General features: G+C 68.4%; 15 protein-coding genes. 11 read left to right on the top strand and 4 right to left on the bottom strand.

Annotated elements, in window-relative coordinates:
• Positions 1-338: 338 nt before the first annotated feature.
• The 3 genes from groES (at position 339) to J5837_RS02440 (ending at position 4,050) form a co-directional block, all read left to right on the top strand.
• Complete coding sequence (groES, locus tag J5837_RS02450) at positions 339-626, top strand: co-chaperone GroES (protein WP_210535130.1); 288 nt, start codon at positions 339-341, stop codon at positions 624-626.
• Between the two features lie 57 nt (positions 627-683).
• Entirely contained in the window at positions 684-2,321 is a 1,638-nt protein-coding gene (groL, locus tag J5837_RS02445) for a chaperonin GroEL (RefSeq protein ID WP_210535129.1), read from the top strand.
• A gap of 274 nt (positions 2,322-2,595) precedes the next feature.
• Positions 2,596-4,050, top strand: a complete 1,455-nt coding sequence (locus J5837_RS02440) for a hypothetical protein (protein WP_210535128.1) — start codon at positions 2,596-2,598, stop codon at positions 4,048-4,050.
• On the opposite strand, the gene J5837_RS02435 is transcribed toward J5837_RS02440, so the two are convergent.
• On the bottom strand, positions 4,047-5,171 hold the full coding sequence (locus tag J5837_RS02435) for a cytochrome-c peroxidase (RefSeq protein ID WP_210535127.1): 1,125 nt from the start codon (positions 5,169-5,171) through the stop codon (positions 4,047-4,049). The two genes, J5837_RS02440 and J5837_RS02435, sit on opposite strands and share 4 nt — an antisense overlap.
• A gap of 430 nt (positions 5,172-5,601) precedes the next feature.
• On the opposite strand from J5837_RS02435, the gene glnE reads away from it, so the two are divergent.
• Complete coding sequence (gene glnE, locus J5837_RS02430; RefSeq protein ID WP_210535126.1) at positions 5,602-8,385, top strand: bifunctional [glutamate--ammonia ligase]-adenylyl-L-tyrosine phosphorylase/[glutamate--ammonia-ligase] adenylyltransferase; 2,784 nt, start codon at positions 5,602-5,604, stop codon at positions 8,383-8,385.
• Between the two features lie 67 nt (positions 8,386-8,452).
• On the opposite strand, the gene J5837_RS02425 is transcribed toward glnE, so the two are convergent.
• Positions 8,453-9,397 (bottom strand): mitochondrial fission ELM1 family protein, encoded by a 945-nt coding sequence (locus tag J5837_RS02425; protein WP_210535125.1) that lies wholly within the window; start codon positions 9,395-9,397, stop codon positions 8,453-8,455.
• 154 nt (positions 9,398-9,551) lie between these two features.
• Between J5837_RS02425 and J5837_RS02420 the strand changes: the two genes are divergently transcribed.
• From J5837_RS02420 to J5837_RS02395, 6 genes are all read left to right on the top strand, one after another.
• Complete coding sequence (locus tag J5837_RS02420; RefSeq protein WP_210535124.1) at positions 9,552-10,142, top strand: malonic semialdehyde reductase; 591 nt, start codon at positions 9,552-9,554, stop codon at positions 10,140-10,142.
• A gap of 62 nt (positions 10,143-10,204) precedes the next feature.
• Positions 10,205-10,786, top strand: a complete 582-nt coding sequence (locus J5837_RS02415; RefSeq protein ID WP_210535123.1) for a YceI family protein — start codon at positions 10,205-10,207, stop codon at positions 10,784-10,786.
• A gap of 121 nt (positions 10,787-10,907) precedes the next feature.
• Positions 10,908-11,105, top strand: coding sequence for a zinc-finger domain-containing protein (locus J5837_RS02410; protein WP_210535122.1), 198 nt, complete (start codon positions 10,908-10,910; stop codon positions 11,103-11,105).
• Positions 11,106-11,124: 19 nt separating this feature from the next.
• The gene (locus J5837_RS02405; protein WP_210535121.1) at positions 11,125-12,243 is read left to right on the top strand and encodes a glycosyltransferase; all 1,119 of its coding nucleotides are present in this window, start codon (positions 11,125-11,127) and stop codon (positions 12,241-12,243) included.
• A 3-nt stretch (positions 12,244-12,246) separates the two neighbouring features.
• Positions 12,247-13,563: an O-antigen ligase family protein gene (locus tag J5837_RS02400; RefSeq protein WP_210535120.1), complete on the top strand. Its 1,317-nt coding sequence runs from the start codon at positions 12,247-12,249 to the stop codon at positions 13,561-13,563.
• Positions 13,556-14,458 carry a lysophospholipid acyltransferase family protein gene (locus J5837_RS02395; RefSeq protein ID WP_210535119.1) on the top strand — a complete coding sequence of 301 codons (903 nt, stop codon included), beginning with the start codon at positions 13,556-13,558 and terminating at the stop codon, positions 14,456-14,458. The genes J5837_RS02400 and J5837_RS02395 overlap by 8 nt, the downstream gene beginning before the upstream one ends.
• 18 nt (positions 14,459-14,476) lie before the next feature.
• Here the strand turns inward: J5837_RS02395 and lpxL are convergent, their stop codons facing one another.
• Positions 14,477-15,400 (bottom strand): LpxL/LpxP family Kdo(2)-lipid IV(A) lauroyl/palmitoleoyl acyltransferase, encoded by a 924-nt coding sequence (gene lpxL, locus J5837_RS02390; RefSeq protein WP_210535118.1) that lies wholly within the window; start codon positions 15,398-15,400, stop codon positions 14,477-14,479.
• A 39-nt stretch (positions 15,401-15,439) separates the two neighbouring features.
• Here lpxL and waaA point away from each other — a divergent pair, with 39 nt between their 5' ends.
• Positions 15,440-16,729 carry a lipid IV(A) 3-deoxy-D-manno-octulosonic acid transferase gene (gene waaA / locus J5837_RS02385; RefSeq protein ID WP_210535117.1) on the top strand — a complete coding sequence of 430 codons (1,290 nt, stop codon included), beginning with the start codon at positions 15,440-15,442 and terminating at the stop codon, positions 16,727-16,729.
• Between the two features lie 167 nt (positions 16,730-16,896).
• On the opposite strand, the gene J5837_RS02380 is transcribed toward waaA, so the two are convergent.
• Positions 16,897-18,240, bottom strand: coding sequence for a TolC family outer membrane protein (locus J5837_RS02380; protein WP_210535116.1), 1,344 nt, complete (start codon positions 18,238-18,240; stop codon positions 16,897-16,899).
• Positions 18,241-18,264 lie beyond the last annotated feature (24 nt).

Here is an 18,264-nt window from a genome sequence, read left to right as displayed (position 1 = left end):
CAGGATGTCGGCGGCGGGAGTGGCGCAGGTTTGGATTCACCGCAAATGGATGTTCCCCAGTTCCCTCGGAGCGCACATGACTCGTCATGTGCGCTCTTTTGTTTGGCGACCCGCATTTCACGGTGACCTGCCATCGGACAGGTGAGCTGCGCGACGGATGTTCCCCTCGGGTTGGTGCGCCATTGCCGTCGCCCCCTTGAAAGCCGGTCTGGCCGCCCCATCTCCATGGCACCCCGGGCTTTGCCCGGTTTCTTCGTCCGCGATTCTGGCACTCGGCTTGCCCGACTGCTAAAATCGCCGGGTTTTTCCCCAACAATCAACCATTTGCAGAGGTTGCCATGTCCAACATCAAGCCGCTGTACGACCGCGTGGTCATCAAGCGCATGGAAGAAGAGAAGCTGTCCGCGGGCGGCATCGTGATCCCGGATTCGGCCACTGAAAAGCCGATCAAGGGCGAGGTCATCGCCGTCGGCGCCGGCAAGGTGCTCGATAACGGCAACGTGCGCGCGCCGCAGGTCAAGGTCGGCGACAAGGTCCTGTTCGGCAAGTACAGCGGCACCGAAGTGAAGCTGGATGGCCAGGAACTGCTGGTGGTCAAGGAAGACGACATCTTCGCGATCCTCTGATCGCCCTTCGTCTCCCACAGAACTCATTCCTACTGAATTCCTTTTGAGGTAATCGCAATGGCTGCCAAAGACATCCGTTTCGGCGAAGACGCCCGTTCGCGCATGGTGCGCGGCGTCAACGTGCTCGCCAACGCCGTGAAGGCGACCCTGGGCCCGAAGGGCCGCAACGTCGTGCTCGAGAAGAGCTATGGCGCCCCGACCATCACCAAGGACGGCGTCAGCGTCGCCAAGGAAATCGAACTGGCCGACAAGTTCGAGAACATGGGCGCGCAGATGGTCAAGGAAGTCGCTTCCAAGACCAGCGACAACGCCGGCGACGGCACCACCACCGCCACCGTGCTGGCCCAGGCGTTCATCCGCGAAGGCATGAAGGCCGTGGCCGCGGGCATGAACCCGATGGACCTGAAGCGCGGCATCGACAAGGCCGTCGTGGCCGCCGTCGACGAGCTGAAGAAGCTGTCCAAGCCCACCGCCGACGACAAGGCCATCGCCCAGGTCGGCACCATCTCGGCCAACAGCGACGAGTCGATCGGCAACATCATCGCCGACGCGATGAAGAAGGTCGGCAAGGAAGGCGTGATCACGGTCGAAGAAGGTTCGGGCCTGGAGAACGAACTCGACGTCGTCGAAGGCATGCAGTTCGACCGCGGCTACCTGTCGCCGTACTTCATCAACAACCAGCAGTCGCAGAGCGCCGACCTGGACGATCCGTTCATCCTGCTGCACGACAAGAAGATCTCCAACGTGCGCGACCTGCTGCCCGTCCTCGAGGGCGTGGCCAAGGCCGGCAAGCCGCTGCTGATCGTGGCGGAAGAAGTCGAAGGTGAAGCGCTGGCGACCCTGGTGGTCAACACCATCCGCGGCATCGTCAAGGTCGTGGCGGTGAAGGCCCCGGGCTTCGGCGACCGCCGCAAGGCGATGCTGGAAGACATGGCCGTGCTGACCGGCGGCACCGTGATCTCGGAAGAAGTTGGCCTGTCGCTGGAGAAGGCCACCCTGAAGGACCTCGGTCGCGCCAAGAAGGTGCAGGTGTCGAAGGAAAACACCACGATCATCGACGGCGCCGGCGACACCGGTGCGATCGAATCGCGCATCAAGCAGATCAAGGCGCAGATCGAAGAGACCTCTTCGGACTACGACCGCGAGAAGCTGCAGGAACGCGTGGCCAAGCTGGCCGGCGGCGTGGCCGTGATCAAGGTCGGTGCCGCGACCGAAGTCGAGATGAAGGAAAAGAAGGCGCGCGTCGAAGACGCCCTGCACGCGACCCGTGCGGCGGTGGAAGAAGGCGTGGTGCCGGGCGGCGGCGTCGCCCTGATCCGTGCCAAGGCGGCCATCGAAGGCCTGAAGGGCATCAACGAAGACCAGAACCACGGCATCCAGATCGCCCTGCGCGCGATGGAAGCCCCGCTGCGCGAGATCGTCACCAACGCCGGCGAAGAGCCGTCGGTGATCGTCAACCAGGTCAAGGCCGGTTCGGGCAACTTCGGCTACAACGCCGCCAACGGCGAGTTCGGCGACATGGTCCAGTTCGGCATCCTCGACCCGACCAAGGTCACCCGCACCGCGCTGCAGAACGCCGCGTCGATCGCGGGCCTGATGATCACCACCGAAGCGATGGTGGCCGAGGCCCCGAAGAAGGAAGAACCGGCGATGCCGCCGGGCGGCATGGGTGGCATGGGCGGCATGGATTTCTGATCCGGCGCCCTCCGCCAAGCTCGACCACGAAGCCCGGCCTTGTGCCGGGCTTCGTGTTTGCGGCAGAGTGCGCCGCATCGAACCGAAGGAGCATGCCTGCGCGATGAGCCGCCATCCCGTTCCGCCGCCTCCCTTGCTCCTTTCGCGCCGCCAGGCGCTGGCGATGCTGTCTTCGTCCATCGCGCTCGCCGCCTGCGGTGGCGGTGGGGGCGGAGGCAATTCGAGTCCCGCTCCGTCGCCGCCCTCTCCACCGCCCCCGCCGCCACCCCCGCCCGTGACCGGCCCCGCCTGGTTCGGCTATGGGCGCGATGCGCAGCACACGGCGGCGAGCGCGATCGCCTCGCAGGACTTGGGGCACGTCGCCTGGACAACCAAGGTCGATCTCGACCCGCAATACACGCCGGCCGGCGCGTTGCTCACCCACTACGGCTCGCCGGTCGTGACGACCCACAACACCGTGGTCATTCCGGTGAAGAAGACCGCCACCGGCGGCTATCGGATCGAAGGCCGCAACGGCGCGAACGGCACGCTCATCTGGTCGGCGGATACGGACTACGTGATGCCGCCGCACAACTGGCTGCCGCCCTACAGCCCGCTGCTCACTGCGCAAGGCCGTCTCTATGTGCCGGGCGCTGGCGGCAAGCTGCTGGTGCGCAACGACGGGGACGCGCCCAATGGCACGTTGGCGCCGCAGGTCTTTTACGGCACTGCCCAATACAACGCCAATCCCGCCGCATTCGACGGCAGTGTATTCATCAACACGCCGCTTACCGCGGACGCGCAAGGCAATGTCTTCTTCGGCTTCCAGGTGACCGGAGCGAATCCCGCCGGGCTGGTGAGCGGCGTTGCCCGGGTCGCGCCGGATGGCACGGCGATCTGGGTCGGCGTTGCCCTTGCGGCCGGCGATTCCACGATCCAGAAGCCGGTGCTCAATTGCGCGCCGGCGCTCTCGATCGACGGCACCACCGTCTATATCGCGGCGAACCGCGGCGCGCCGGGCACGACCCAGACCGGGGTCCTGCTGGCCCTGGACAGCACGACGCTCGCGACGCGCGCCAGCGTCGTGCTGATGGATCCGAACCTGGGCGTTCCGGCGCGCGTCAGCGACGACGGCACGGCATCGCCGGTAGTCGGCCCGGACGGCCGGGTGTTCTACGGCGTGCTGGAAAGGACGTTCGGAACCCACAACGCGCGCGGCTGGCTGCTGCAGTTCGATGCCCTGCTGAATCCGGTGGGCGTACCGGGCAGCTTCGGCTGGGACGTGTCGCCAAGCGTGATCCCGGCGTCGATGGTGCCGTCCTACACCGGCACTTCGACCTATCTGCTGGCGCAGAAGTACAACAACTATGCCGGCGTCAACACGGGCACGGGACTGAACCAGCTCGCGGTCCTCGATCCTGGCGCGAGCCAGGCCGATACGATCGTGCCGACCATCCAGGTGATGCGCGAGGTGCTGACCATCCTCGGGCCGACGCTGGACGTCGGCTCGGCCACGGCGCGGCGCGAATGGTGCATCAACACCATGGCCGCGGATCCGCTGCGAAAGTCGATCCTCGCCAACAACGAAGACGGCGTCCTGTATCGCTGGGACCTCACCACGAACACGTTCTCGCAGAACGTGCGGCTCAACTCCGGCCTCGGCCAGGCCTACACGCCGACCTGGATCGGTGCCGACGGCGGGGTCTATGCGATCAGCAACGCGACTCTGTACGCGATCCGGGCCAGCTAGCGCCGGAACGGATCGCCGAAGCGGGGGTCGGTGCTGAGCACCGGGTCGTCAAGCGTCTTGAGGAAGGCGACGAGCGCCGCGCGGTCGGCCGCGCTCAGGTCCAGGCGCCGTGGCCCGGATCCTTGGCGCAGGCGCGGATCGAGCGCGGGGCCGTCGCGCACACCGGTCGCGTAGAAATCGACCACTTCCGCCAGGGTCGCGAACCGGCCGTCGTGCATGTAGGGCCCGGTCAGGCCGACACTGCGCAGCGATGGCGCCTTGAACAGGCGCGTCTCTCCGTCGTCCAGGCCATTGCTGCGCGCGTCCGCTGCCAGGGCGAAGGTCGGAGGCAGGTGGCAGGATGCGCAGCCGGCGCCGCCTTCGTCCACGCCGGCCATGAACAGGTGCCGGCCGCGGTTTTCCTCCGGCGTGAAATTCGGCAGGTCGACGTCCAGCGCCCGCATCGGCGCGGTGGTGGAGAAGACCTGCGCATAGCCGGCGTCCCAACGACTGTCCCGCGAGACCATCGCACGTACGAACTGGGCGAGCGCCTGCTGGATGCGCGGCTCGGTGATCGTGGTGTCGCCGAACGCCCAGGCGAACAGCTCCGGGTAATAGGCCGTCGCCGCCATCTTGCGGATCAGCGCGTCGATGCCGCCCGCGGGCTCGTTCCAGCCCATCTCGACCAGGCTGTGTAGCGGATGGCTCGCCTGCGCCTCCGCATTGGCGGCGCGCCTGTCCCAGAACGTGGTTCCCGGTTGCCAGTAACGCAGGTTGCCGAGCCGCATGGCGTGGAAATCGGTGGTGCCGGCAGTGCTGATCCCGTTGCTGAAGCGCATCGGATCGGTGAAGCCGAACCGTTGCTGGTGGCAGGAGGCGCACGAAGCGCGGTTGTTGGTGCTCAGGCGCAAATCATGGAACAGCACGCGCCCGAGCGTCGCCACTCGATCATCGATGGGGTTGGACGCCGGGCTGTTGTCCAGCGCCGCGACCGTCTCGTCGAAATAAGCGGGAAGCGGCGGTGCGGCGTAATTGGCGACATGCGCGAAATCGATGCGGGTGGCTGCGGTGACGCCTGCCGGCGTGGGTGGCTCGGCACTGTCGCGACCGCACGCTGCCAACGCGAGGACCGCGGCGGCCAAGGTGAGTCCTCTCATGTTCCGCAAGCTCGATCTCTCCCCGTTCTTCCAGTCATCCTAGCCCGGTTGGCCGCGGGAGCGGCGGCTTGTTCCCCCTCGAAAAACCCGGTCGGGCTGAGGCTCGGCAGGGCGAGATCGTGATCCATGCGGGCGTCGATCCGTCGGTCATCCGCAGCGCGAAACCCACCGCGAGGGTTTTTTTTCCGGGGCCGAAGAGCGTTCAGCTTCGCCTGTCGCCCTGAACTCCCCGGTACTGTTTTGCACTGCAGCGTGCAAGATTGTGTGCGGCTGAGCACGATGCGCTCGCTACCCGACGTGGGGGAGGGAGCAGAGCCCGCAACTGGCCTCGCCATTGCGGGCTTTTTTATGCCCGCGATTTGCCGGCCGACCCGCAGCGGGCTGGTGCGCAGGGGCGGCATGTCAGAATCCGTGCGTGGATCCCGCCGTCTTCCCCGAACTCGACGCCCTGCGCGCCCGTGCCCTGGCGCGCCTGCCCGAACTGCCCGACGACCCGTCGCTGCGCGAACGCCTCGGCGCTCTGGCCGTGGCCAGCGACTTCGCCATCGAAACCCTGCGCCGGCAGCCCGAACTGCTGGCGCAGCTGGCCACGGATGCGGCTACGCCGCTGCCGTCGCCGGAGCTGACTGCCGATGCGCCGGCGACGTGGCCGGAACGCCTGCGCCGCTATCGCACTGCCGAATCGACCCGGCTCGTCTGGCGCGACGTGGTCGAAGGCGCGCCGGTCGAGGAAATCCTCGCCGGCAGCACGCGGCTGGCGGAGCGATGCCTGCAGACCGCCCTGGCCGCGCTGGAAGCCGAATTCGCCCAGCGGCATGGGGTGATGCGCGCCAGCGACGGCAGCATGCAGCGGCTGGTGGTGTTCGGCCTGGGCAAGCTCGGTGGCGGCGAACTGAATTTTTCCTCCGACATCGACCTGGTCTATTGCTACGCGCAGGGCGGCGAATCCGATGGCGCGCGCCCCCTGGCAGCCGAGGAATATTTCGCGCGGCTCGGCCAGCGTTTGGCGCGCCTGCTGGACGAACCCACCGCCGACGGGTTCAGCCATCGCGTCGACCTGCGCCTGCGTCCGTTCGGCAATGCCGGCCGCGTCGCCTTGTCGTTCGCCGGCATGGACCAGTATTTCCAGCGCGAGGGCCGCGACTGGGAGCGCTATGCGTGGATGAAGGCGCGCGCGGTGGCCGGCGACATCGCCGCGGGCGAAGCCTGGCTGCAGAGCCTGCGTCCGTTCGTCTACCGCCGTTACCTGGACTACACCGCGCTCGACGGCCTGCGCGAAATGAAGGCGGCCATCGCCGCGGAAGTGGCGCGGCGCGAACTGGCCGACGACATCAAGCGCGGGCCCGGCGGCATCCGCGAAATCGAATTCCTCGCCCAGGCCTTGCAACTGATCCGCGGCGGTCGCGAAGCGAGCCTGCGCGAACGCCGCCTGCTGCCCGCGCTGCAGGCGCTGGTGCAGGCCGGACAGATCGATGCGGGCAATGGCGCGGCGCTGGCGGATGCGTATCGCCATCTGCGCAAGCTGGAGAATCGCCTGCAGATGCTGCGCGACGCGCAAACCCATGCGTTGCCGGAAGACGCGTCGGATCGCGCGCGCATCGCCATCGGCATGGGCCATGCGGATTGGGAAGCGCTGCTGGTCGAACTGCGTGAGGTGCGCGCACGCGTCTCCACCGAATTCGCCCAGTTGCTGGCGCCACGCCGCCGCGACATGCAGCCTGGGGCGCTGGCCGTGTACTGGCGCGCGTTGCCGGACGGCGGCGAAACGGAAACGCTGGCATCGGCCGGGTTCGCCGATGCGGGCAGCGCGGATGCCCTGCTGCGCGATTTCGCCCAGTCGGGTGGCGTGCGCGCGCTGTCCGACGCTGCGCGAGTACGGCTCGATCGCGTGCTGCCCGCCTTGCTCGAAGCGGCCGCGCGTTCCGCTCAGCCCGATGCCGCGCTGAAGCGCGCGCTGGGCCTGTTGCAGTCCGTCCTGCGCCGCACCAGTTACCTGGCCCTGCTCGACGAGCAGCCCAGCGCGCTGGCGAGGCTGGTCGACGTGCTCGCGCGCAGCGCGCTGCTGGGCGAACGCCTGGCGATGTATCCGCTGCTGCTCGATGAGCTGCTCGATGCGCGTGTCGCCGGACCGCTGCCCGACCAGGCCGGCCTGCAGGCGGAGATCGAAGCGGCATTGCAGGAAGAGGACGCCGAACAGCAATTGCGTTCGCTCAACGAGCGCCGCCAGGCATTGAGCTTCCGCGTCGCCCTTGCGGCGCTCGACGGTCGCCAGCCGGCACAGGACAGTACCCGTCAACTCGCCTGGCTCGCCGATGCGGTGGTGCGGGCGGTGCTGCGCATGGCCGAGGCCGAGGTCGTGGCCGCGCATGGACGCATCGCCGGCGGACGTTTCGCCGCGATCGGCTACGGCAGCCTGGGGGGAGAGGAACTCGGCTTCGGTTCGGACCTCGACCTGGTGTTCCTGTACGACGCACCGGCACAGGCGGAATCCGAAGGCCTACGTCCGCTCGACGCCACGCGCTGGTATGCGCGGCTGGCGCAGAAGCTGGTCGCGCTGCTCGGCGCGCAGACCGGCGCCGGCCGCTTGTACGAAGTGGACACGCGGCTGCGTCCGGATGGAAGCAAGAGCATGCTGGTGTCGTCGCTGGCCAGCTATCGCGATTACCAGCGCGAACGCGCCTGGACCTGGGAACACCAGGCGCTGGTCCGCGCACGCGGCGTGGCCGGCGACGCATCGTTGCTGGCCGACTTCGACGCGATCCGCCAGGAGATCCTGTCGCGTCCGCGCGACACGGCGAAGTTGCGCGACGACGTGATCGGCATGCGCGCGCGGATGCGCGCCGAGCTCGATCGCAGCGACGCGTCGCGCTTCGACCTGAAGCAGGGGGCGGGCGGCCTGGTCGACCTCGAGTTCCTGCTGCAATACCTCGTGCTGCGGGAGTCGTGGGTGCATCCCACGCTGTTGGCACCACGCAACAGTGCTGCGTTGATCGTCGCGCTGTGCGAGGCGGGGTGTTTCGGCGAGGACGCCGGGATATCGCTGGCACAGGCGCACGCCACGTTCCTGCGCGAAGGCTTGGCTTGCACGCTGGACCGCAGGCCCCGCATCGTCGTCGAGAACGATGCCGTCGCTGCGGCGCGTTCCGTCGTGGCCAGCGTATCGCACGACTGCGGGCTGGATTTCGATTCGCGCGGGTAGGCGCCTTGTGGGAGCGGCTATAGCCGTGATTGCTTCTGATTGAACTGAAATGCGAAAGGCATCGCGGCTATAGCCGCTCCCTCAAATGCAGGCGCTCGCGCAGGATTGCGGCGACCCTTGCGGTTTCGCGCAAGGGTTGTACGTCGAAGGATTGCAATGCGCCATCCATAGCGCGGATCCGTCCACGCGCAAGCAGGGCGTCGAGGAAAGCGCGCGGCCGGCCGCGCACCCGGCCCGGGTCGAACACGTGCACCGGCACGCGCGTGGCGCAGGCTTCGGAAACCATGTTGACCGAATCGGGCGAACACACGATGCGGTCGGCCCAGGCCAGCAGGCCGGGGTAGGGGTTCTCGCCGTCTTCCTCGCCGCACCAGACCACGCCGGGCGTTTCCACGTAGCGGTGGCGCAGCGCGGCGATGACCTTCGCATCGGTGCGCCGCGAGGCGGTGACGAGCACGCTGCCGCCGTCGCGGGCCAGTGCGACTTCCAGCCGTGCCGCCAGCACTTCGAACGCGTTGCGATCGAAGCGCGCGTGCGCGCTGCTGCCGCCCAGCAGCACGGCGGTGCGCGGCTGCGGGAATGCAGCGAAGGCGGCGAAGCGTTCGCGTGCCTGCGCCAGCCACGCATCGTCGACCGGATTGAGGCTGCCAAGCAGGGTAACCACGTTGGGGCCGCGCAGGTCGTCGTGTTCCGGCACGACGACGAAATCCCAATGGGCCGGGTCGAGGCGCGGGTCGAGGATCTGGATCGTATTGGCCCCGCGTGCGCGCAGCAGCCGCGTCGCCAGCGCCGCCTGGCGGCCGCAACCGATCGCCAGTGCCGGCGCGCGCGCGTCGGCGAAGGCGTTGCCGAACGCGTGGGCGGCGCCGGGGAACAGCCGCGGCGCCAGCCAGCGCCATGGCGCGCGAGGTGCGAGTTCGCAATCGAACGTCGATTCGCCCAGCGCATCCGCGAGGGCGGTGGCCTGGCGGCGGTTGCCGGCGTGGCCGTCGCTGACCGCCCAGGTTTGCATGGAATCGGTGGCGGTAGCGTTTATTCGTTCCACTACTGGAAACAATCCGTTCTGGCAGGGCTGGATGGTGCGAAAGTCGGGACACTCTACACTGCGGCCCGTATTCGAAGTCGGGCGAACCCGATCGCCCTTCCCCCGCCTCTCAAGGATTGCCATGACCGACGCCCTCAACCCCGCCGCGCTCGACCAATTGTTCCGCAATGCGCGGACCTACAACGCCTTCAGCGGCGAGATCGGCGACGAGACCCTGCGCCAGCTGTACGACTTGATGAAGCTGGGCCCGACCGAGGCCAACAGCACGCCGGCGCGCCTGGTGTTCGTGAAGTCGGCGGAAGCCAAGGCCAAGCTGGGCCCGGCCCTGTCCGAGGGCAATTACGCCAAGACCATGGCCGCCCCGGTCACCGTGATCGTCGGCTACGACATGCGCTTCCACGACAAGCTGCCGTACCTGTTCCCCCATGTCGATGCCAAGTCGTGGTTCGAAGGCTCGCCGGAGGAGCGCATGTACCGGGTCGCGCTGCGCAGCTCCAGCCTGCAGGGCGCCTACCTGATCATGGCCGCGCGCGCGCTGGGCCTGGACACCGGCCCGATGTCCGGTTTCGACAACGCCAAGGTCGACGAGGCCTTCTTCGCCGGCACCACGGTCAAGTCGAACTTCCTGATCAACCTGGGCCATGGCGACCCCGCCAGCGTCTATCCGCGTTCCCCGCGCCTGCCGTTCGACGAAGCGGCGCGGATCGAGTGAATCACGCCCCCGTAACGCCGTTCCGATTCAATAACCCCGCACTCCCACAAGGACACGCCACCATGCGCAAGACCCTGCTCGTTGCCGCACTGCTCGCCTTCGCCGGTTCCGCCTTCGCCGCCCCGGTGAGCTACAAGCTCGACCCCAACCACACCAACGTGCTGGCCAGCTGGAGCCACTTCGGCTTCTCCAACCCCAGCGTCGGCTTCAGCCAGGTCGAAGGCACGCTGGTCTACGACGCCGACAAGGTTTCCGCCTCCAGCGTCGAAGTGAGCCTGCCGATCAACGGTCTGTGGGCCTTCAGCGCGCTGTTCAACGAACACCTCAACAGCGCCGACTGGTTCGATTCGGCCCAGTTCCCCACGGCGACCTTCAAGAGCACCAAGGTCGAGGCCGCGGGCAAGGGCAAGCTGAAGGTCACCGGCGACCTGACCATCCGCGGCATCACCAAGCCGGTGGTGCTGGACGCGACCCTGAACAAGGCCGCCGAGCATCCGCTGGGCAAGCGCGCCGCGATCGGCTTCAACGCCACCACGACGGTGAAGCGCAGCGACTTCGGCCTGGCCAAGTACGTGCCCAACGTCAGCGACGAAGTGCAGATCCGCATCACCACCGAAGCGATGGTGCCGAAGCCGGCGCAGTAAGCCGATCGCCCCACATTCCCTCCCCCGGGACGCCGGCCGCGCCTGTTGCGGCCGGCGTTTTTCTTTTTGGGGCGCCTTGGGCTGGTAAACTGCGCGCCTCTTCTTCGCACCGAACGCCGCCATGAGCCAGACCGCCGCCGCGCCCGCCAACGCCGAGAAGCGCTACACCGTGCACCGCGCCGACCTGCCGCTCAGCTGCCCGCTGCCGTCGATGGCGCTGTGGAACTCGCATCCGCGCGTGTACCTGCCCATCGAGAAGGAGCCCGGCGGCGAAACCAGTTGCCCGTACTGCGGCTCGCACTTCGTGCTGGTGGACTGAGCCGCGCCGCGTCGCTTCGATGCGTCGCCTGACCGTGGTGCAACTGCTGCCGGCGCTGGAGTCCGGCGGCGTCGAGCGCTCCACCCTGGAAATCGCCGCCGCGCTGGTCGAGGCCGGCCATCGCGCGGTCGTCGTGTCGGCAGGCGGACGGCTGGTGCCGGCGTTGCGCGATGCTGGCGCCGAACATGTGCAGCTCGACATCGGCCGCAAGTCGCTGGCGACGCTGCGCCACGTGGGCGCGTTGCGCCGGCTGTTCGCCGAAACCGGTGCCGACATCGTCCACGCGCGTTCGCGCCTGCCGGCATGGCTGGCATGGCGCGCGCTGCAGGGCATGCCGCCAGGCGAGCGGCCCCGTTTCGTCACCACCGTGCATGGCCTGAATTCGCCCGGCTGGTACAGCGGCATCATGACCCGCGGTGAGAAGGTGATCTGCGTGTCGGACACGGTCCGCGACTATGTGCTCGCGCATTACCCGCAGACCGATCCCGCGAAACTGGCGGTGATCCCGCGCGGCATCGATCCCGCGCAGTTCCCGCGCGCGGCATCGCCCGACCCGCAGGCGCGCGCCCGTGTCGTCGCCGAACATCCGCGACTCGGCGGCGACGGTCCATTGCTGTTGCTGCCCGGCCGCGGCACGCGGCTGAAAGGCCATGCCGACGCGCTGCGCCTGCTGGCCGCACTGCGCGACGAAGGTTTCGACGCCCGGTTGTGGTTGCCCGGTGCGCGCGAGGCGGGGCGAGCGGATTACATCGCCGAACTGGAAACCGAAGCCGCGCGGCTCGGCGTCGCCGAGGCCGTCGCCTTCACCGCACCGACTTCGCGCATCGCCGAAGCCTATGCCGCCAGCGATCTGGTATTGCAGTTGTCGCGCAAGCCCGAGGCGTTCGGCCGCACCGTCGTCGAGGCGTTGGCGGTGGGCCGGCCCGTGCTGGGCTGGGCGCACGGTGGCGTCGGCGAATTGCTGGCGCAGTTGCAGCCGCAAGGCGCGGTCGCTCCGTTCGACGAAGGCGCCCTGTTCAGCACCGCCCGGGCCTTGCTCGCGCATCCGCCGCCGTCATTGGCTACGATGCCTTACACCTTGCGTGCGATGCAGGACGCCACGCTGGACCTCTATCGCACGATCGCCGCCACGCGCTGACCGATGACCGCCCAAGCCACGACCGCCGAATCCACCAACACCACGCCCCATGGTTGGCGTTGGGCGCCCGCCTGGGTGCTGGCCTTCGTCGCGCTCTGGCCGGCGCCCGGCGTCGCCGAAGGAGTGATGGTGCTGGGCGCGTTGCTGGCCATCATCCGGCTGCTGCTGTCGCGCTTCCGCGACGGCGCCTCGTTGCTCAGCGGGCCGGCCTGGGCGCTGACCACGGTGCTGTTCGCCGCGTACTGGCTGCCGCAACTGTTTTCCACCCCCGATGCGCTGCAACCGGCGCACGCGTTGCGCAAAAGCCTCGAAGGCCTGCGCTACCTGCCGTTCCTGTGGCTGGTGGCGATGGCGGTCGCCGATACGCGCGGGCGCCGCATCACCTTCGGCGGGCTGTCGATCATCGTCGCGCTATGGACGCTGGACGCGCTGGCGCAGGCGGCGTTCGGCACCAGTCCGCTGTTCTGGGGCCTGGACCAGTTGAAATGGGCGATCAGCGGCCACGGCCTGTGCCCGGCCGACAACCTGCTCGCGGCCGATCGCGTCAACGGCGTGTTCGGCGCCTGCAACCCGAAACTCGGCCAGATCGTCGCCAGCCTGTCGCCGTTCGCGCTGTACGCGGCCGGACGCCGGTTCGGCGTGACCGGCTGGATCGTCGCGGCGGCGGCGGTCGGACTGGTGGTGCTGCTGTCCGGCGCGCGCGCGGCGTGGATCACCTATGCGCTGGTGCTGCTGCTGTCCGGGTGGGGCCTGCTGGGCTGGAAGAAAATGCTGGCGGTATTCGTCTTCGGCGCGATCGCCCTGGGCGCGCTCACGATCGCGCTGCCGCAGATGCGCGAACGCATCGAACGCACCACGATGGCCCTGACCGCCGACGAGCAGGGCGTCGACGCGGCCCTGTCCGGGCGCGCGCGGATCTGGGGCGCGGCCGCGTGCATGGTGCGCCAGCATCCGGTCAATGGCGTCGGCATCCGCGATTTCCGCGACGCGTTCCCGGCCTGCGATCCGCAGCCCGGCGCCAAGGCCGCGTGGGGCGAAGGGCCGGCCTTTCATGCGCACCAGATCGTGCTGGAAATCCTCAGCGAAACCGGCGCCATCGGTCTGTTGCTGTGGCTGGCCGGCGCGGCGCTGGCATGGCGCGCGTGGCGCTACGCGCCGGCTGCGGCCCGCGAACGCGCGCGTCCGGCGATGCTGGCGCTGGCGGTGACCGTGTTCCCGCTCAACACCCACCTCGCGTTCTATTCCACTTTCTGGGGCGGCGTGGCCCTGCTGCTGGCGGCGCTGTATTCGGGCAGCCTGCTGGCGCGCGACGATGGCTGAAGCGCGAACGCGTTGCTGGCTGATCGCGCCTGCGAACTTCGTGTTGGCCTTGGTCGCGCGTCTTCCCCAGGCCTTGCTGCTTGCGCTCGGCGCGGCGCTGGCGTGGTCGTTCAAGCCATTGCTCCGCAAGCGGCGTCGCATCGCGCAAATCAACGTCGATCTGTGTTTTCCGGAATTGGACGCGGACGCACGCCGCCGGCTGGTGGATGCCAACCTCCGCGCCACCGTCACCGGAGCGCTGGAGCTGGTCCGTGGCTGGTACGCGCCGTCGTCGGCGCTGCGCGGCATCGCCGACATCGAAGGCCTGCAGCATGTGCGCGACGCGCTGGCATCGGGTCGTGGCGTGATGCTGTTCGGCGGGCATTTCCCGCACTCGGAACTGTGCGCACGCCTGTTGGGCGAAGCGCTGGGCCAGCGCGTCAGCATCGTCGCCCGGCGCAACAACGATGCCTGCATCGAGGCGTTGCTGGACGGAGCGCGGCGGCGCGTATTCGCCGAGGTCGTCGGCAAGAAGGACGTGCGCGGCCTGCTGCGCGTGCTGTCGCGCGGCGGCATCCTCGCGTATTCGGCCGACCAGAACTTCACCTACCAGAACGCCTTCGTGCCGTTCTTCGGCGTACCGGCGGCGACCCTGACCGCAACGCCCGACCTGGCCAGACGCGCGAATGCGGTGGTGCTGCCGTTCTGGTTCCATCGCACGCCCGCCGGCCGCTACAAGTTGCGCGTGGAGCCGACGTGGAGCGGCTGGCCGTCGGGCGATCCGGTCGCCGACGCGGCGCGCTACATGGCCGAACTGGAAAAGGTCGTGCGCGAGCACCCCGAGCAATACCTGTGGGTGCATCGCCGCTTCAAGACAAGGCCGCCGGGCGAGGCGGATGTTTACCGGAGGGCGTAGGGCGGGTCATGACCCGCCCTACCGATAAAGATCGCCCCTGCCGCCATCCGGCTGCCGCTTGAAGCGCCGGTGGATCCACAGATACTGCGAAGGCGCGTCGCGGACCATCGCCTCGATCGCCGCCATTACCCGCGCGGTGTCGGCGGTCGCGTCGCTGGTCGGGAAGTCGGTGAACGCAGGCGAGAGTTTCAACGTGTAGCCGCCGTCGTCGCGGCGCACGTGCGAGAACGCGATCACCGCCGCACCCGATAGCCGCGCCAACTGGTGCGTCGAAGTCAGGCTGTACGCCGGACGATTGAAGAACGGCACGAACACGCTGTCGCCGCGGCGCGTGTCCTGGTCGGGCGCGAACCACAGCAGGCCGCCCTGCTTCAGGTGCTTCAGCGCCGGGCGCAGTTCCTCGCGGGTGAACATCGCGCTGGCGTAGCGCAGGCGGCCGCGCTTCACCGCCCACTCCATCGCGCCCTGGTCGTGCGGCCGGTACATGCCGGCCAGCGGTGCGTAGTCGCACATCAGTCGCGCGGCCATTTCCAGCGTGGTGAAGTGGCCGGAAACCACGATGACTCCGCGGCCGCCGGCACGCGCGGCTTCCAGGTGTTCCAGGCCTTCGACCTGCAGGCCCTCGCGCATCGGCGCCACGCCGCCCCACCAGGCACGGGCGAACTCGAACAGGCCGATGCCCAGGGCGACGAAGCTTTGCCGCAACAACGCGGCTCGCTGCTTCTCGTCCAGCTCGGGGAAGCACAGCGCGAGGTTGCGCGCGGCAATGCGGCGACGCTCCGGCACCAGCACCGGCAACACCCGACCCAGCGCGCTGCCCAAGGCGCGCTGCAACGGCCACGGCAGGCGCGCCAGCGCGGCCGCCAGGCCGATGCCGAGCCACGCCGGCCATTGGCGCGGGCCGAGCGGGGCGGGGTCGTGGTCGGGCGTGTTCGCTGCCATGTCCGCATTGTAGCGGTCGGGGCGAGTATCCTTTCCGCGATGCGGACGGACCTGACCGAGAAATTGCTGCGAGGCCTGTACTCGGCCGTGCTTTACCTGCTGACTCCGGTCACCGTCTACCACCTGATCTGGCGCGGCTTCCGTTTCAGCGAGTACTTCCAGCGCTGGAACGAACGCTACGCCTCGTACCCGCAGCCGGCGCGACCGGTCGACGTGTGGTTGCATGCGGTGTCGGTGGGCGAGGTCAACGCCGCGATTCCCGTGGTCGAGGCGTTGCGCCAGCGGCATCCGCAGCTGCGCTGGCTCATCACCACCATCACTCCGACCGGCTCGGCGCGCGCACGCGCGCTGTGGGGCGACGACGTGCAGCATGTCTACGTTCCCTACGACCTGCCTGGTGCGGTGGGGAGGTTCCTCAAGCACTTCCGCCCCAGGCTGGCGCTGGTGATGGAAACCGAGCTGTGGCCGAACCTTCTCTTCGGTTGCCGCGATGCCGGCGTGCCGGCGTACATCCTCAACGCGCGCCTGTCGGCGCGTTCGTTGCGCGGCTACGGCGTGCTGGGTCCGTTGATCTCGCGCGTGGTGCGCAGTCTGCGCCGGATCGGCGCGCAGTCGGCCGGCGACGGTGAACGCTTCGTCGCGCTGGGCGCGCGACAGGACCAGGTGGTCGATACCGGCAACCTGAAATTCGACATCGCCGTACCGGCCGGACTGGATGCGTTCGTGGCCGAATTCCGGCGCCATCCCGGCGCGCGTCCGGCGTGGATCGCCGCGAGCACGCACGAGGACGAGGAAGCCGCGGTGATCGCCGCGCATCGCCGCCTGCGCACGCGCTGGCCCGACCTGTTGCTGCTGTGGGCGCCGCGCCATCCCGAGCGCTTCCCGCGCGTGGTCGAGCAGGCGCGTGCGGCCGGCTGGAAAACCGCCACGCGTCGTCACGATGCATGGCCAGGCGCGGATGTCGATGTATTCGTCGTCGACACGCTGGGCGAACTGATGGCGTTCTACGCCTGCGCAGACGTGGCTTTCGTCGGCGGCAGCCTGCAGGCGATCGGCGGCCACAACCTGCTGGAACCGGCGGCGGTCGGCACGGCGATGGTTACCGGTCCGCACTTGCACAACTTCAGCGAGATCTCCAAGCGGCTGAAGGAAGCCGATGCCTTGCGCATCGGCGCCGATGCCGATGCGGTAGCGGCGGAACTCGAAGCGTTGCTCGGCGATCCGGTACGGCGCGAGGCGATGGCTGCCGCTGGCCGCGCGCTGGTCGAAGCCGGACGTGGTGCGCTGGAGAAGACGCTGGCGATGATCGCGCCGGACCTGCCTTTGTAGAGCCGAGCTTGCTCGGCTGCTTTTTGCTTCATTGGCATTGGATGAAGGGCAGCCGAGCAAGCTCGGCTCTACAAAGCAGGCTTCGCGGCCATAGCCGCTCCCACATCGGCGCCAACAAAAAACCCGCGGGGAACGCGGGTTTTTCGTGACACGGAACGCGGTATCGATTACTGCGATTTCACTGCCGGCGCGTCGACGGTCAGCATGCGGTTGACCTCCTGCACGTCGTCGATGTCCAGCGTGCCGGCGGCCTGCTCCAGGCCGAGGCGGCTGCGCAGGAAGTTGTACTTCGCGGTGGCGTAGTCGAGCTGCGCGGCGAACAGCGTGCGCTGGTTGTTCAGCACGTCCAGCACGGTGCGGGTGCCGACTTCCAGGCCGACCTGCGAGGCGTCGTAGGCGCTCTTCGCCGAGACCAGCGCCAAGCGGCGCGCTTCGACTTCGCTGACGCCGGCGACCAGCGCCTGGTAGGCGTTGCTGGTGCTGCGCACCAACGCGCGCTTGGTCTGCTCGTAGCCGTCTTGCGCGGAATCGCGCCGAGCAATGGCCTCACGCACGCGCGACTGGGTGATGCCGCCGGAGAAGATCGGCACGGTCAGGGTCAGGCCGATGGTGCGGCCTTCGGTATCGACGGAGGTACCGGGCGTGCCGGGGCCATGCACCGAATCCCAGCCGGTCGAATTGTTGTAGCGACCGGACAGATCCAGCGACGGGTAATGCCCGGCGCGCGCGGTGGACACGCCGGCTTCGGCCGACTGCACCTGGTACTGCAGCGATTTCAGCGTGGGGTTCTTGTCCAGGGCGGTGTTGACCCACTGCTCGGAGCTGGCTTCGGCCGGCAACTGCGGGCGGAAATCGTCCGGCAGCGCCTTCAGTTCGGTGATCGGCTGGCCGGTGATCTCGGCCAGCGCGCGGTAGGCATCGTCCTGCGCGTTGCGGGCGAGGATGGTGCTGGCGCGAGCCGAGTCGTAGCCGGCGCGCGCTTCGTGCAGGTCGGTGATCGGGGCGAGGCCGGCATCGAGGCGGGCCTGGGCGAAATCGAACTGCTTCTTCAGCGCGGTTTCGTTGGCTTCGGCGGCGGCGAGGTTCTCCCGCGCGACCAGCACGTCGAAATACGCGTTGGAGGTGCGCACGATCAAATCATCGTTGGCGGCTTCCAGGTCGTAGTCGGCGGCGTGGCTCAGCGCTTTCTGTCCACGTAGGCTGGTGTAGTTGGCCCAGTCGAACACGCTCTGGCTCAGCGTGACGCCGTAGCTGCGACCGCGATCATCGCCAGTGAGGCTGCCGGGGCGGCTGCTGTGGTCGCGGTTGAGGCTGGCGCTGCCGTTGAGTTGCGGCAGCAGCGCACCTCGCGCCTGCACCGCACCTTCCTTCTGGGCGAGGCGGTCGGATTCGGCAGCGGCCAGCTGCGGGTCGCCGGCGCGGGCCATTTCATAGGTCTGCAGCAGGTCGGTGGCTTGCGCGGCGGTGGGCAGGGCCAGGGCCAACGCGACGACGAGGGGGAGACGACTCATGCGGATTCCTTCGGTCTTTGGTCG

The sequence above is a fragment of the Pseudoxanthomonas helianthi genome, from assembly GCF_017939625.1.
Classification (GTDB): domain Bacteria; phylum Pseudomonadota; class Gammaproteobacteria; order Xanthomonadales; family Xanthomonadaceae; genus Pseudoxanthomonas_A; species Pseudoxanthomonas_A helianthi.
This window is presented reverse-complemented; position numbering and strand designations above follow the sequence as displayed.